At 72.3% G+C, this 14,045-nt stretch carries 10 protein-coding genes; 6 read left to right on the top strand and 4 right to left on the bottom strand.

Annotated elements, in window-relative coordinates; all coding sequences use genetic code 11:
* Positions 1-3: 3 nt before the first annotated feature.
* On the bottom strand, positions 4-1,509 hold the full coding sequence (locus tag AB0B50_RS18395) for a M23 family metallopeptidase (protein ID WP_362332399.1): 1,506 nt from the start codon (positions 1,507-1,509) through the stop codon (positions 4-6).
* A gap of 232 nt (positions 1,510-1,741) precedes the next feature.
* Positions 1,742-2,590 carry an alpha/beta fold hydrolase gene (locus AB0B50_RS18390; protein WP_362332396.1) on the bottom strand — a complete coding sequence of 283 codons (849 nt, stop codon included), beginning with the start codon at positions 2,588-2,590 and terminating at the stop codon, positions 1,742-1,744.
* Between the two features lie 546 nt (positions 2,591-3,136).
* Here AB0B50_RS18390 and AB0B50_RS18385 point away from each other — a divergent pair.
* The gene (locus AB0B50_RS18385) at positions 3,137-3,547 is read left to right on the top strand and encodes a cobalamin B12-binding domain-containing protein (RefSeq protein ID WP_055702123.1); all 411 of its coding nucleotides are present in this window, start codon (positions 3,137-3,139) and stop codon (positions 3,545-3,547) included.
* A 66-nt stretch (positions 3,548-3,613) separates the two neighbouring features.
* Here the strand turns inward: AB0B50_RS18385 and AB0B50_RS18380 are convergent, their stop codons facing one another.
* The gene (locus AB0B50_RS18380; RefSeq protein WP_362332393.1) at positions 3,614-5,212 is read right to left on the bottom strand and encodes a DUF5691 domain-containing protein; all 1,599 of its coding nucleotides are present in this window, start codon (positions 5,210-5,212) and stop codon (positions 3,614-3,616) included.
* A 52-nt stretch (positions 5,213-5,264) separates the two neighbouring features.
* On the bottom strand, positions 5,265-6,614 hold the full coding sequence (locus AB0B50_RS18375; RefSeq protein ID WP_362332391.1) for an SWIM zinc finger family protein: 1,350 nt from the start codon (positions 6,612-6,614) through the stop codon (positions 5,265-5,267).
* 153 nt (positions 6,615-6,767) lie between these two features.
* Here AB0B50_RS18375 and AB0B50_RS18370 point away from each other — a divergent pair, with 153 nt between their 5' ends.
* The 5 genes from AB0B50_RS18370 to AB0B50_RS18350 all read left to right on the top strand — a co-directional run bounded on the left by AB0B50_RS18370 (position 6,768) and on the right by AB0B50_RS18350 (position 13,880).
* Positions 6,768-7,922 carry an AAA family ATPase gene (locus AB0B50_RS18370; RefSeq protein ID WP_362332388.1) on the top strand — a complete coding sequence of 385 codons (1,155 nt, stop codon included), beginning with the start codon at positions 6,768-6,770 and terminating at the stop codon, positions 7,920-7,922.
* Complete coding sequence (locus AB0B50_RS18365; RefSeq protein WP_362332385.1) at positions 7,919-10,387, top strand: DUF5682 family protein; 2,469 nt, start codon at positions 7,919-7,921, stop codon at positions 10,385-10,387. Before AB0B50_RS18370 ends, AB0B50_RS18365 begins: the two co-directional genes overlap by 4 nt.
* The gene (locus tag AB0B50_RS18360) at positions 10,384-11,556 is read left to right on the top strand and encodes a VWA domain-containing protein (RefSeq protein WP_362332382.1); all 1,173 of its coding nucleotides are present in this window, start codon (positions 10,384-10,386) and stop codon (positions 11,554-11,556) included. Before AB0B50_RS18365 ends, AB0B50_RS18360 begins: the two co-directional genes overlap by 4 nt.
* Before the next feature lie 177 nt (positions 11,557-11,733).
* Entirely contained in the window at positions 11,734-12,612 is an 879-nt protein-coding gene (locus tag AB0B50_RS18355) for a hypothetical protein (protein ID WP_362332379.1), read from the top strand.
* A 140-nt stretch (positions 12,613-12,752) separates the two neighbouring features.
* Positions 12,753-13,880, top strand: a complete 1,128-nt coding sequence (locus AB0B50_RS18350; protein ID WP_362332376.1) for a hypothetical protein — start codon at positions 12,753-12,755, stop codon at positions 13,878-13,880.
* Positions 13,881-14,045: the final 165 nt, after the last annotated feature.

Below are 14,045 nucleotides of genomic sequence, written 5' to 3'. Positions count from 1 at the left end.
GAGTTACGTCGGGTCGAGGCCGTGGCTGCGCAGCCACGGCAGCGGGTCGATCGCCGAGCCGCCGCCGGGGCGCACCTCGAAGTGCAGGTGCGGGCCCGTGGAGTTGCCGGAGTTCCCGGAGAAGGCGATGACGTCGCCCGCCTTCACGGGACCGCTGGAGATCTTGTGCGTGGAGAGGTGGCAGTACCACGTCTCCGTGCCGTCCTTCGCGGTCACGATCGCCATGTTGCCGTAGGCGCTGTTCCACTTCGTGGACACGGTGCCGTCGGTCGCGGCCATGACCTCCGTGCCGTACGACACCGGGAAGTCGATGCCGGAGTGCGCGGACATCCAGTTGATGCCCGCCTGGCCGTACATCGCGCTCAGGCCGTGCTGCTTCACCGGCAGCGCGAACTTGGGACGCAGCCGCTCCTTGCGCGCCGCCTCCGCCGCCGCCTTCTTCTCGGCGGCCACCTTCTCGGCCTTGAGGTCGATGCGCTCCTGTGTGCGGCTCGCGCGGTCCGCGAAGTCGCCCGCGTCCGCCGAGAGGTTCGCGAGCTGGGTGTCCAGCTTGTTGTTGGCGGCGGAAGGTTTCACGGCCGTGGCGTCCGGGGCCGAGGCCGTCGTCTCCTTGTCGTCGTCGCCGCCGAAGTTGCCCACGGAGGCGGCGGCCACCCCGGCTACGCCCATCACACACGCCGAGGGCACGGCGACGGTGAGGAGGGCGGAGCGCTTGGCGGGTGAGCGGCGACGGGTCCTCGAGCGGCCGCCGCCGGCGGGGTTGCCGCCGTTCTTCCCGCGGGAGGCGCGGGGGGCGGAGGCCCAGGAGTCCGTGGGCGGTTCGGAGTCCGTGTGCTCGTACGCGGATTCGGTCGAGATCTCGTACTGGTCGGTGAGCTCGTACGGCTGGGCGTCTTCGGGCTCTGCGGACTCGTACGAGTGGGCGGCTTCGTGCGGGTCGTGTGCGTGGTGTGCGTCGTGCGTGGTGTGCGCTTCGTGGGCGTCGCCCGCGGAGTTCCACGCCGTCGCGTCGTACGCGCCCGTGTCGAAGGTCTGCGTGTCCCACTGGCCGGTCTGCGGCGCCTGGTTCCAGAGGCCCGCGTCCCACTGGCCCGTGGCGTCCGGGCCCGGCTGCGAGGGGATGTCGGCGAGGTGCTGGTAGCCGCCGGTCGCCCATACGGACGTGGTGTCGTAACTGCCGGTGTCGTACGTGGCGGCGTGGTGCTGCGCGGCGTACGCGTCGTAGTTGAGCGTCTGCTGGGTGCCCGTGGTGGTCGCCCACTGGCCGGTGTCGTACTGGCCGTCGGTGCCGTCGGTGCCGCCGGGCATGTCGCCGAAGAGGGGGTCCGTGGCGAAGGTGCCGGTGTCGAAGCCGGTGCCGTCGGTGGCGAAGCTGCCGGTGGCGTACGTGTCGTAGCCGTAGCCGCCGGCCTGGGTGCCTTGGTGGTCGTACGCCGCGTAGTGCGCGTAGTCGGCGCCGGGTGCCGAGGGCGGGGGAGTCGAGCTCCCCGACGGGTGACGGTCGTTCACCAACTTCTCTTTCGCCTCGGCAGCAGGGGCGGAGCAGTGCGGCGACTGTACCCGGCGGTATACGGGCGCGACAATCTTCGGCAGGTTTCGTTGTCTCAGGAAACGGGCATTCGGCCGTCTTTCGGCGGACTGCGGGCACAGCTTTGGCTCTGCGTTCGAGGTTAGTTCGATCGGTGAGGGCTTCTTTTCGCTTCAGGTCACCGTGCGTCCGTTTCCGTGAGTCCGCTGCGGCTCAGGCCACCGTGAGCCCGTTCGGTGTGCCCTTGGCGTCCGCTCCCGGGTTCGCCAGGTCGAGCGCCTGGCGGATGCCGTTCGCGACCGCCGGGTGCACCGGCAGCGCGAGATGGCCGATGCCGGTCACGCGGACGTTCTGCGCGATCAGGTCGGGGTGGTCCACGCGCGCCGTCTCCAGTGGCACCATGATCTGGTCCAGATCGCTCCAGAAGCTCACGAACTGCGTACGACAGTCCTGGGCCGGCTCCTTCAGCTCCTCGATCACGTCCGACCCCGGGCGCATCTGCCGGACGATCGGGTGCGCGTCCGCGAGCGGCACGACGCGGGTGCCCGAGTGCGGTGTGCCGAGCGTGACCAGCGTGCGTACGCGTACGTCGCCGCCGAGCCGCTGCGTGTAATAGCGGGCGATCAGGCCGCCGAGGCTGTGTCCGACGACGTCCACGCGGGTGTGGCCCGTGCGCTCGCAGAGCTCCTCGATGTGGCGGCCGAGCAGTTCCGCGGCGGCGCGGATGTCGCAGGTCAGCGGCGAGTAGTTGAGGGACTCCACGCGGCGTCCGCCGTCCTTGGTCAGGGTGCGGCGGAGCAGGACGAAGACCGAGCGGTTGTCGATGAAGCCGTGCAGGAGGAGGACCGGGGGCCTGCCGTCCGGGGGGAGGCGGGGGGCGTCGGGAGGCGGCTGGACCGGGGCCGTCCTGCGTTCCTGGGTGATGCCCGAGGGATAGAGGAGGAGGTGGCCCGCGAGGATCGCCAGTTCCAGGGCGGTCGCCTTCAGGAGCGCTGGGAGCCCGGGGATTCTTGGCAGCAGTGTGCTGAGGGGGCGAAAGGGGTGGGCCCCTGTGACCGGCATCGTCGACCTCCCGATTGACGCACGGGAGGACGGCTCTGTCCCCCGTGTGCCCTAGGGGGAGTCGAGGTCGAGGAAGTCGGCTGGGCGAGGGGCGGATTCCGTGGGGTGTGTGGTGTCTTTGGGGCCTGTCGGCTCTGTGTGCCCCGTGGGTCCCATGGATTCCGTTGCACGGTGCGTGTGGTGCTGGGTGGTGCCTGTGATGCAGAGCGGTGCGTGGTGCGTGTTCTGTCGTGCGTGCTCCGTGCCCCCGTTGCGTTGCCGATGCACCCGACCACCACGCCGTGCGGCTGCCGGCGTGGTGGTCCGGCGATCTCGTTGCGGCTCCCCTCGCGCCTGGTCCCGATGCGGAGCGTGAGCCCCTGGGCAACGGATGGGCGCGCAGCGAACGTGTCCCAACGTGTGATTTCCCCCTCGCTCTCCACCGTGAAACTGCCGCTTGCGGGATGCTGTGGATAACGTTCGTTCACTTCCCCGGCCGGTGCGGTGCGGGGTATCTGTGCCGGGACAGTGTGGTGTCGGTACGGATATCGGTACATGGAGGCAGTGATGGGTGTGGCAGCCGGGCCGATCCGCGTGGTGGTCGCCAAGCCGGGGCTCGACGGGCACGATCGCGGGGCGAAGGTGATCGCGCGGGCGCTGCGTGACGCCGGTATGGAGGTCATCTACACCGGGCTGCACCAGACGCCCGAGCAGGTGGTGGACACCGCGATCCAAGAGGACGCCGACGCGATCGGGCTCTCCATTCTTTCCGGGGCGCACAACACGTTGTTCGCGCGGGTGTTGGAGCTGCTGAAGGAGCGGGACGCGGAGGACATCAAGGTGTTCGGCGGCGGGATCATTCCGGAGGCGGACATCGCGCCGCTGAAGGAGAAGGGCGTCGCGGAGATCTTCACGCCCGGAGCCACTACCGCGTCGATCGTGGAGTGGGTACGGGGGAATGTACGGCAGGCCGTCTGACCCTGCGGTGCCGTGGGCGGGGTCTGCACCCGGGGGTCGCCCGTGACCCCGCCCCGGTGGGAAGCGTCACGGCGGCGGCAGTTCCGCCTGGATCGCCGCGCGTAGGCGCAGGGTTGTCACCAGGCGTTGGAACGCCTCCGACCAGTAGCCGCCTGCGCCCGGCGCGGCGCCTTCCGGTTCGTCCGGGGTCGCGGTGAGGGCGTCCAGGCGGACCGCCTCCGCCGGGTCGAGGCAGCGCTCCGCGAGGCCCATCACGCCGCTGAAGCTCCAGGGGTAACTGCCCGCGTCCCGCGCGATGTTCAGGGAGTCCACCACCGCGCGGCCCATCGGCTCCGCCCAGGGGACCGCGCAGACGCCCAGGAGCTGGAAGGCCTCCGACAGGCCGTGCGCCGCGATGAAGCCGGCCACCCAGTCGGCCCGCTCGGCCGCGGGCAGCGTGGCCAGGAGCTTGGCGCGTTCGGCGAGGGAGACGGCTCCCGGGCCCGCCGCGTCGGGGGACGCGGGGGCGCCGAGCAGCGCCCTGGACCAGTCCGCGTCCCGCTGGCGCACCGCCGCACGGCACCACGCGGCGTGCAGCTCGCTCCGCCAGTCGTCGGCCACCGGGAGTGCCACGATCTCGTCCGGGGTGCGGTTGCCGAGGCGGAGCGGCCAGGTGGAGAGCGGGGCCGAGTCCACCAACTGGCCCAGCCACCAGGAGCGTTCACCACGACCCGCGGGAGGTTTGGGGGTGACGCCGTCCCTCTCCATGCCCGCGTCGCACCCGTGCGGTGCCTCGACGGTGAGGGTCGGCCTGTCGGTGGTGTGGTCGACCGCCACGCAGGAGGCCGCGCGTGCCGACATCCTGCCCGCCAGGGCCGAGTGCGGGAGCGCGGACAGGAGCTCCGCCGCCGTGGCGCGGACGTTGCGGCTGCGGTCGGTGAGCGCCTGCTCCAGGAACGGCTCGTCCTCGGCGGACAGGCCCGTGCGGAGCGAGTCCAGGAACATCAGGCGGTCCTCCGCGCGCTCCGACGACCAGGTCGAGGTGAGCAGCTCTCGTGCCGTGGGCGGGGTGTGGGTGCGGAGCGTGGTCAGGAGGGCCACTCGTTCCGCGAAAAGGCCTTCCTCCCACAGTTGTTGGATCTTCGGTGTGTCGTCCGGGGACGGGAGCGCTGTGCCTCCCCCGGGTGTCGCCCTGAGCGCGAACTTCCAGTCCGGGTTCAGACGGGCCAGCCACAGGGCCCTCGGGCCCGCGAAGGTGAGGGCTTGGGGGCGCAGGTCCGTGCGGCCGCGTGCCGCGTTCAGGAGGGCGGGCAGCAGCTCGGGTGGGGCGCCGTAGCCACGGGAGTTGGCCAGGGCCAGCCACTGCGGGAGGAGTTCCATGAGGTCCGGCGCCGCGCCACGGCGGCCGCCGCTCGCGGAGCCCGGCTGGTCGGTGAGGAGCGTCGCGAGCCTGCGCCTGGCCGCGGGCGGTACCGGTGGCCTGAGGTCGGCCGCCGCGCGCTCGGGCAGGGCAGCTGCCGGGGTCGCGCGCAGGCCCGCCCTGCGGCGCACCGTCTGCACGGCCGCCGCGTCCAGGAGGGCGACGGGCGCCTCCTTGCCGGGGGTGTGGAGTGCGGCAGGCAGAGCGCGGCGGTCCGTGCCCAGCAGGGCCGTGGTGACGAGGTCGTCCCACCAAGGGTGCGTCATCCGCTTCTCCTGTTCTCCTGGTGCCCGTTCGGCTTCTCCCGATGTCCGTTCGTCAGCACAGCGGCACCGTCTCTCCTGCGCCCTTCGGCCAGGCCGTGAGTGGGGTGAAGCCTTGGTGGCCGCACTCGCCGAACACCGTCAGCGGGGCGCCTCCGGACAGGGCGACCAGTCGCCACAGGCCCGGTCCGGATGCCGCGTGCGGCGCTATGGGGAGGGCCAACTCGGTCGTGGCGTCGACCAGTTGCCAGATGCCGGTGTTCCGCGTCGGTATCACCTCGGAGAGCGTCGTCGGCCATGAATCCAGCCAGGGGTCCGCGCGCAGGGCCTCGCCGTAGCGGGCGGCGGCCTCGTCCGGTCGTACGCCCGGTGGCCGCCGCGCGGTGGGCGCCGGTGCCGTGAACTGCTCGCCCAGGGCCGCGCGTAGCTGTCCCGCGCCCGGATATCCGGTCACCTCCGCGTCGAGCGCGAGGCCCACCGGAAGCGCGAGCGCGGGGGCGCGGCCCGCCGCCCCGTAGGAGAGGAGGAGCGCCGTGCGGCCGGAGTCCGTTCCGTACAGCCATATGCGGCGCGTGGTGAGTCTGCTGTCCGCCGTGTCGTACTGAGCGAGGACCAGCCACTGGTCCCGGAGCGGTGGGCCCTCCGGCTGCGCGGGCAGGCCGATGCGGGAGCGCACCGTGGCCGCCAGGTCGTCCGGCAGGGTGTCGCGGTGGAGCCAGCCCTGGTCGAGGAGGTGGATCAGCGCACACTCCTCCAGGAGGCGCACCGGCCAGCCCGACCCGGAGGAGGGTATGGCGCCCAACTCCCGCACCCGCGCGGCCAGTCCGGGTGCCTGGGCGTCGACCATGCGGGCCGCCGTCTCCTCCCACAGGCCGTACCCCGCCTGCTCGGCCGCGGCCGTGCCGCCGCGGAGCAGGTCGGACAGGCGCTGCTCCAGCTCTGTCGCCCCCGCGGTGATCCGCTCGGCCCGCTTCTCCGCTCTTCTGCGCGCGGCCTCAGGGTCGGCAGGGGCGGCAGGTGTCGCAGCCGAACTCCGCTTGGCCTCCGCCTTCTTGCGGCGTGACGCCAGCCACTCCTCGGCCCAGCCCGGTGGTTCCCCCACCGGCACGGTTCCGTCCGCCCCCGCCCAGACAAGGAGCAGCCCCAGCGCGTGCTTGCACGGGAACTTCCGGCTCGGGCAACTGCACTTGTACGCGGGTCCCGCCGTGTCCGCGATGTCGACGACCGTCTGATACGGCTTGCTGCCACTGCCCTTGCACAGCCCCCACACCGTCCCCTCGTCAGAACTGCCCGCCTCCGACCATGGGCCGGCGACGCCGAGTTTGCTTCCCGCCTTGCGTGACGGGGCGTCAGGCGCGAGTGCGAGCACCTGATCCGCCGTCCAGCGCACCCCCTGCTGAGTCATGATTCGAAGGTAGGCGCCGCCACTGACAATCGGTCCTGCGCTGGTAGTTCGTGCAGGTCAGCGCCCTGTCCGGGGCGATTGTCAGTGGCGTGGTGCACGGTGGAGACACATCCGGGCCAGATGCGTCCGGACGAGCTGGAGGGGGATCGCTCCATGACCGTTTCCGTCGACTCGACGACGTCCGCGACCGCGAATCGGACGACGCCCGTGCCCGGTTCCGCGAGTGGCGCGCAGGCGCTCCGGCCGCACGCGGAGGACGCCTTCGCCGCCGAACTCGCCGCACTCGCCGAGCAGGACGACCGGCCCAGGCCCCAGCGGTGGAAGCTCTCGCCGTGGGCCGTGGCGACGTACCTCCTCGGCGGCACCTTGCCCGACGGCACCGTGATCACGCCGAAGTACGTCGGGCCGCGCCGCATCGTCGAAGTCGCCGTCACCACGCTCGCCACCGACCGCGCCCTGCTGCTCCTCGGCGTGCCGGGCACCGCCAAGACGTGGGTGTCCGAGCACCTCGCCGCCGCGGTCAGCGGGGACTCGACGCTGCTCGTGCAGGGCACGGCGGGCACCCCGGAGGAAGCCATCCGGTACGGGTGGAACTACGCGCGGCTGCTCGCCCACGGCCCCAGCCGCGACGCGCTCGTGCCCAGCCCCGTCATGCGCGCCATGTCCGAGGGGATGACCGCGCGCGTCGAGGAGCTGACCCGCATCCCGGCCGACGTGCAGGACACGCTGATCACGATCCTGTCGGAAAAGACCCTGCCCATACCGGAGTTGGGTCACGAGGTGCAGGCCGTGCGCGGCTTCAACCTCATCGCCACGGCCAACGACCGCGACCGCGGTGTCAACGACCTGTCGAGCGCCCTGCGCCGCCGCTTCAACACCGTCGTCCTGCCGCTGCCGGAGAGCGCCGACGCCGAGGTCGACATCGTCTCGCGCCGCGTCGACCAGATCGGCCGCTCCCTCGACCTGCCCACGGGCCCCGAAGGCATCGACGAGATACGCCGTGTCGTCACCGTCTTCCGCGAGCTGCGCGACGGCGTCACGGCCGACGGGCGTACGAAGGTGAAGTCGCCCAGCGGCACCCTGTCGACGGCCGAGGCGATCTCCGTCGTCACCAACGGCCTTGCCCTGGCGACCCACTTCGGAGACGGCGTCCTGCGCCCCGGTGACGTCGCGGCAGGCATCCTCGGCGCCGTCGTGCGCGACCCCGCGGCGGACCGCGTGATCTGGCAGGAGTATCTGGAGGCGGTCGTGCGGGAGCGGGACGGCTGGAAGGACTTCTACCGCGCGTGCCGTGAGGTGAGCGCATGACGACGGCACGGGAACCGCTGCTGCTCGGGGTGCGGCACCACGGGCCCGGGTCGGCGCGCGCCGTGCGGGCCGCGCTCGACGAGGCGCGCCCCGGCGTCGTCCTCGTCGAGGGTCCGCCGGAGGCCGACTCCCTCGTGGAGCTCGCCGCCGACGAGGGCATGCGGCCGCCGGTCGCGCTGCTCGCGCACGTCGTGGACGAGCCGGGCCGCTCAGCGTTCTGGCCGCTCGCCGAGTTCTCCCCGGAGTGGGTGGCGATCCGGTGGGCCGTCACGCGCGGTGTACCGGTGCGCTTCTTCGACCTTCCGGCGGCGCACTCGCTGGCGCGCGCCGAGGAGGGCGCGGAGGAGGGCGCGGGGGAGGAGACCCCGGAGGGCGAGGGGGCCGTACGGATCGACCCCATCGCGGTGCTCGCGGGGACCGCCGGGTACGACGATCCCGAGCGCTGGTGGGAGGACGTCGTCGAGCACCGAGGGACGGGCAGCGACGCGTTCGCGCCGTTCGAGGCGCTGAGCGACGCCATGGGGGCCCTGCGCGAGACCTACGGGGACGGCAGGCACGGCCGTGACCTGGTGCGCGAGGCGTACATGCGGCTCCAAATGCGCGCGGCCCAGAAGGAGTTCGGGCCCGAGCGGGTCGCCGTGGTGTGCGGGGCCTGGCATGTGCCCGCGCTGCGGCGCAAGAGCACCGTGGTCGCCGACCGGGCCCTGCTCAAGGGGCTGCCCAAGGTGAAGGCGGAGCTGACGTGGGTGCCCTGGACCCACCGTCGGCTCTCCCGCTCCAGCGGGTACGGCGCGGGCATCGCGTCCCCCGGGTGGTACGGCCATCTGTTCAGCGTCCCCGACCGGCCCGTCGAGCGCTGGATGACGAAGGTCGCGGGGCTGCTGCGCGACGAGGACAGGCTCGTCTCGTCCGCGCACGTCATCGAGGCCGTGCGGCTCGCCGAGACGCTCGCCGCGATGCGAGGGCGGCCGCTGGCCGGGCTCACCGAGACGACCGACGCCGTGCGGGCGGTGATGTGCGAGGGCTCGGACGTACCGCTCGCCCTGGTGCGGGACAGGCTCGTGGTCGGGGATGTGCTGGGGGAGGTGCCCGAGGCGGCGCCCGCGGTGCCGTTGCAGCGGGACCTCGCGCGCGTGCAGCGCAGGCTGCGGCTCAAACCGGAGGCGTTGGAAAGGGAGTTGGAGCTGGACCTCCGCAAGGACACGGACGCGGGGCGCAGCAGGCTGCTGCACCGGCTGCGGCTGCTCGGCATCGGGTGGGGCGAGCCGGTGGCGTCCCGGGGGAGCACGGGGACGTTCCGGGAGACGTGGCGGCTGCGGTGGGAGCCGGAGCTGTCCGTGCGGGTCGCGGAGGCGGGGGTGTGGGGGACGACCGTGCTCGGTGCCGCCACGGGCAAGGCGTCTTCCGAGGCGGTCGAGGCGGGGGGTCTCGCGGCTGTCACCGCGCTTGCCGAGCGGTGTCTGTTGGCGGAGTTGCCGGATGCGTTGCCTGTGGTGATGCGGGTGCTCGCGGATCGGGCGGCGTTGGACACGGATGTGGGGCAGCTTGCGCAGGCGCTGCCCGCGTTGGTGAGGGCGCTTCGGTACGGGGATGTTCGGGGGACGGGTACGGAGGCTTTGGGGGAGGTGGCTCTGGGGCTTGCCGAGCGGGTGTTCGTGGGGTTGCCGCCTGCGTGTGTGGGGGTTGACGCGGAGGCGGCGGTGGCTCTGCGGGGGTATGTGGACGGGGTTCATGGGGCGGTGGGGTTGCTCGGGGAGTTTCAGGCAGAGGGTGGCTTCGGGATTGAGGTGACGCCTCGTTCATCGGTACCCGGCAGTGGTGCGTTGTGCCCACCCTTCCCCAAGCTCTCGGCTTCGCTCGAGCAGGGGAGACCCCACTCGCCGTGCGGAACGCCTGCCCACAACGTGGACGGCCAGAAGGACATCCGGGGGCGCTGGGTTTCCGTGTTGAGGGTGCTCGCTCGGCGGGAAGGGGTTGCCGGAGTCGTCCGTGGGCGGGCCGTGCGGTTGTTGCTGGACGGTGGGGAGTTGGGGGATGAGGAAGTCGCTCGGCTCATGGGGCTTGCCCTGTCCCGGGGGAGTGATCCTGCCGAAGGGGCCGCCTGGATCGAGGGGTTCGTCGGGGGCGGGTCCGGGGGCGGGATGCTGCTCGTGCACGACGAGCGGCTGCTCGGCCTTGTCGACGACTGGCTGAGCGGGGTGTCGGACGGCGCCTTCATCGACGTACTGCCGCTGCTGCGCAGGACCTTCTCGGCGTACGAGCCAGGTGTGCGGCGGACGTTGGGGGAACTGGTGCGGCGCGGGAGGGGCGGGGCCGGGAGTCCGGTGGGCGGGGGCGGCGTGCCCGGGTTCGCCGAGGACATCGACGCCGCGCGTGCGGACGCCGTCGAGCCCGTCGTGCGCCTGCTGCTCGGGATGCCGCCGGCGCGGAGCGAGAGCAACGACCTTGTGGGGGTGGCCCGATGAGCGACATGACGGACGAGCGGCTGCGGCGGTGGCGGCTCGTGCTGGGCGGTGACGAAGGCGCCGACGGCACGGGGTGCGCACTCGCGGGGCAGGACGCGGCGATGGACGGCGCGCTCACCGCGCTGTACGGGAGGAGCGACGACAAGGGCGGCCGGGGGCGGGACCGTTCGGCGGGGCTCGGGGGGTCCGCGCCGTCCGTGGCGCGCTGGCTCGGGGACATCCGGACGTACTTCCCCTCGTCCGTCGTCCAGGTCATGCAGCGCGACGCCATCGACCGGCTCGGGCTCTCCACGCTCCTCCTGGAGCCCGAGATGCTGGAGGCCGTCGACGCGGACGTGCACCTGGTGGGCACGCTGCTCTCCCTCAACAAGGCCATGCCGGAGACGACCAAGGAGACCGCGCGTGCCGTCGTGCGCAAGGTCGTCGAGGACCTGGAGAAGCGGCTCGCGACGCGGACCCGCTCCACGCTCACCGGCGCCCTCGACCGCAGCGCCCGCGTCAGCAGGCCGCGCCACCACGACATCGACTGGAACCGCACCATCGCGGCCAACCTCAAGCACTACCTGCCGGAGCACAGGACGATCGTGCCCGAGCGCCTCATCGGGTACGGGCGGGCGTCGCAGTCCGTGAAGAAGGAGGTCATCCTCTGCATCGACCAGTCGGGGTCGATGGCCGCGTCCGTCGTCTACGCCTCGGTGTTCGGCGCGGTGCTCGGGTCCATGCGCTCGCTCAACACGCGGCTCGTGGTCTTCGACACGAACGTCGTCGACCTCACCGACCAGCTCGACGACCCGGTCGACGTCCTCTTCGGCACGCAGTTGGGCGGCGGCACCGACATCAACAGGGCCCTGGCGTACTGCCAGTCGCAGATCACCCGCCCCGCCGACACGATCGTCGTCCTCATCAGCGACCTCTACGAAGGCGGCATACGCAACGAGATGCTGAAGCGGGTCGCGGCGATGAAGGCGTCGGGCGTGCAGTTCGTGACGCTGCTCGCGCTCTCCGACGAAGGGACACCCGCGTACGACCGTGAGCACGCGGCCGCGCTCTCCGCGCTGGACGCACCGGCGTTCGCCTGTACGCCGGACCTCTTCCCGGACGTGATGGCCGCGGCGATCGAAAGGCGCCCTCTTCCCATACCGGACACGAGCGTGGGGAACCGGACATGAATACGCATCGGTAACAGGGGGCTTGCGCACGGGCGGGCATCCCGTGCGAGGATCGTCGCGCCTTGTCGGCGGAGCGATGAGTTCCGCCCCGCCGTCTTCTTCCTCCCCCCGATTCTTCTCCCTTCGATTCGTCTCCCCTCGATTCCTCTCCCTCCGCCCCAGAGGACCTTCTCCGCCTTGAGTTCAGCTTCCGCAGCCGTGCCGTCCGGTACCGCCCCGCGCTTCGTGCGCGCCGCGGCCGGGCGGCGTGCGCTGCAAGTGGTGCTGCTGGTCGGCGGGTTGTTCGTTCTCGGGCTTCTCTTCGGGGAGCGGGCGCAAGCGGCGGACGGGCTGCAGACGGATCCCGTCCGTGAGGTGACGCGGGCCGTGACGAAGGCGCCGGAGGCGCCTGCTGAACCGGTGACGTCTGCTGAACCGGAGGCGCCTGCTGAACCGGAGGCGCCTGCCGAAACGGTGGCGTCTGCTGAACCGGTGACCGAGGTGACCCGGCCGCTCACCCGCACCGTGCGTCCGGTCGTACGTCCCGTCGGCGAGGTCGTGCACGAGGCGACCGGAGCCCTGCGCAAGGCCCAGGACCCCTCCGAGGTGCTCCCCGAGCGGCCGCTGCCGGACTCCGGTGGAGAGCCCGGTCACGGCAGCGGTGCCGAGCCGGAGCCCGCCCCCGCTCACGAGGCCGAGCCGTCGCGTGACGGCGACTCCTCGGCGAGGCGGGAGCATCGCGCCGAGCGGCCGGCCGGGCCGAGGGCCGACTCCTCGTACACGGCCGTCGGTTGGCGCCCGGGGGCGGACCCGGGGCACCGTCACGCGCACGGCGACTCCACCGCGGGCGAGGTCGGCACGGGGCATCCGCCCCTGCCCGCGCCCGGGGAGCCGGGCGGCAGCATCGGCAACGCGACGGCGGGCGACGGCAGTTCCTCCCGGCAGGGCCACGGCGATCTGCACGCCGCCGCGCTCGGCGGCCGTGCGCCGATCCGCCTGGCTTCCGGCCCCGGGCTTTCCCCGGAGCCCGCGCCGACCCGTGACAGACAGCGGGACATCCCCGAATTCCCTGGCTAGGGCAGCCCTTTCCCCGCGACGACCTGCCGCGCGGGGGCGGAACAGGTCTGCCCGCCGGTCCCCGTACATCTGACGTCCGCGGACGTCTCCGAAGGACCGGGTCCACAGTCAGAGCTCGAATTCGAAGGATCCGAACCAGCATGAACAAGAACATCCGCCGTTCCATCGTCATAGCCGCCGGCGTCACCGGCGCCTGGGCGCTCGGCTCCGCCGTCGCCAGCGCGGACGAGCTGCCCCAGCACTCCATCGCCGTGCCGGACCAGGCGTCCGACACCGTCGCGGACGTCAAGGGCGGCGTCGATGACGTCAAGGGGGGCGTCGAGGGCGTCAAGAGTGGCGTCGACGGTGTGGACGTCGCCGACGCGCAGGGCAAGGTCGCCGAGGCCAAGGGCAAGGTGTCCGACGTCCGGGACACGGTCGGGTCCGTCGACCGCGACCAGGTCGGGAATCAGGTGCAGGACCAGGTGCAGGACCAGGTGCAGGACCAGGTCCGGAAGCACGCGCCGCAGCAGACCCAGGTCCAGGACCAGCTCCAGACCCGGCTCCAGGACGGGATCCAGCAGCGCGTCCAGGACCAGGACCTCGGTCAGAAGGACGTCCAGGACCGGCTCCCGGACGTCGACGGCGTCGACGGCGTCGGAGGCCTCGGAGGCGTCGACGACATCGACTACCTCTTCGGCCCTCTCTCCGCCTTCGCCCCGAACCTCGATGGCACCGTCGCGCAGGCCCCCGGCCAGGCCCAGGACGCCACCGCGACGGCCACCGCCGTCGCCACGGGGGCAGCCACGGGTGCCACCACCGCCGCCTCGCCGATCGTCGACGAGACCGCCGCCTCCGTGCTGCCGCCCGTCGCCGCCACCGCCGTCGACGGTGTCCTGCCGGTCGCCGGGCAGGCCGTCGGTGACGTGTCGTACCTCGCGCAGGGCGTCGTCGGTGACGTGCAGCCGTTTGTCCAGACGGTCGTGGGCGATGACGTCCAGCCCTTCGCGGGCGGCGTCGTCGGCTCGGTCACGCCGCTCGTGCAGGGCGTCACCGACCAGGTGCAGCCCGTCGTGCAGGGCGTGGGCGGCAGCGCGTACGGCCTGGCGCAGGGTGTGACAGGTGACGTGCGGCCGTTCGCGCAGGACCTGACCGGCACCGTCGCCCCCGACGCGCAGGCGCTCGCGGGCAACGCGGTCACCGGCGTCCAGGGCGTGACGGGTGACGTGACCCCGGAGTACCTGCCGACGTACGACTCCGTCGCCTCGTACACCCCGTACACCGCCTGATCGCGGGAGCAACCAGAGCAAACGGGCGGCCCCTGAAGCCACAGGGGCCGCCTGCCCGCGGCGGCGGCCGGGGGATTTTGCCGCGGTGACCGCGCGATCTGTGACCGTCATCACCGCCCAAATGTGATCTGCGATTTAGGGACCTACGTCCCACGGCGATAACCT

The sequence above is a fragment of the Streptomyces sp. NPDC041068 genome, assembly GCF_040647455.1.
Taxonomy (GTDB): domain Bacteria; phylum Actinomycetota; class Actinomycetes; order Streptomycetales; family Streptomycetaceae; genus Streptomyces.
This window is presented reverse-complemented; position numbering and strand designations above follow the sequence as displayed.

Bases quoted from the DNA above. Each gene is read 5' to 3' on its own strand.
- AB0B50_RS18375 (WP_362332391.1), bottom strand. From the start codon at position 6,614: ATGACTCAGCAGGGGGTGCGCTGGACGGCGGATCAGGTGCTCGCACTC.
- AB0B50_RS18370 (WP_362332388.1), top strand. From the start codon at position 6,768: ATGACCGTTTCCGTCGACTCGACGACGTCCGCGACCGCGAATCGGACG.
- AB0B50_RS18365 (WP_362332385.1), top strand. From the start codon at position 7,919: ATGACGACGGCACGGGAACCGCTGCTGCTCGGGGTGCGGCACCACGGG.
- AB0B50_RS18360 (WP_362332382.1), top strand. From the start codon at position 10,384: ATGAGCGACATGACGGACGAGCGGCTGCGGCGGTGGCGGCTCGTGCTG.
- AB0B50_RS18380 (WP_362332393.1), bottom strand. From the start codon at position 5,212: ATGACGCACCCTTGGTGGGACGACCTCGTCACCACGGCCCTGCTGGGC.
- AB0B50_RS18390 (WP_362332396.1), bottom strand. From the start codon at position 2,590: ATGCCGGTCACAGGGGCCCACCCCTTTCGCCCCCTCAGCACACTGCTG.
- AB0B50_RS18350 (WP_362332376.1), top strand. From the start codon at position 12,753: ATGAACAAGAACATCCGCCGTTCCATCGTCATAGCCGCCGGCGTCACC.
- AB0B50_RS18385 (WP_055702123.1), top strand. From the start codon at position 3,137: ATGGGTGTGGCAGCCGGGCCGATCCGCGTGGTGGTCGCCAAGCCGGGG.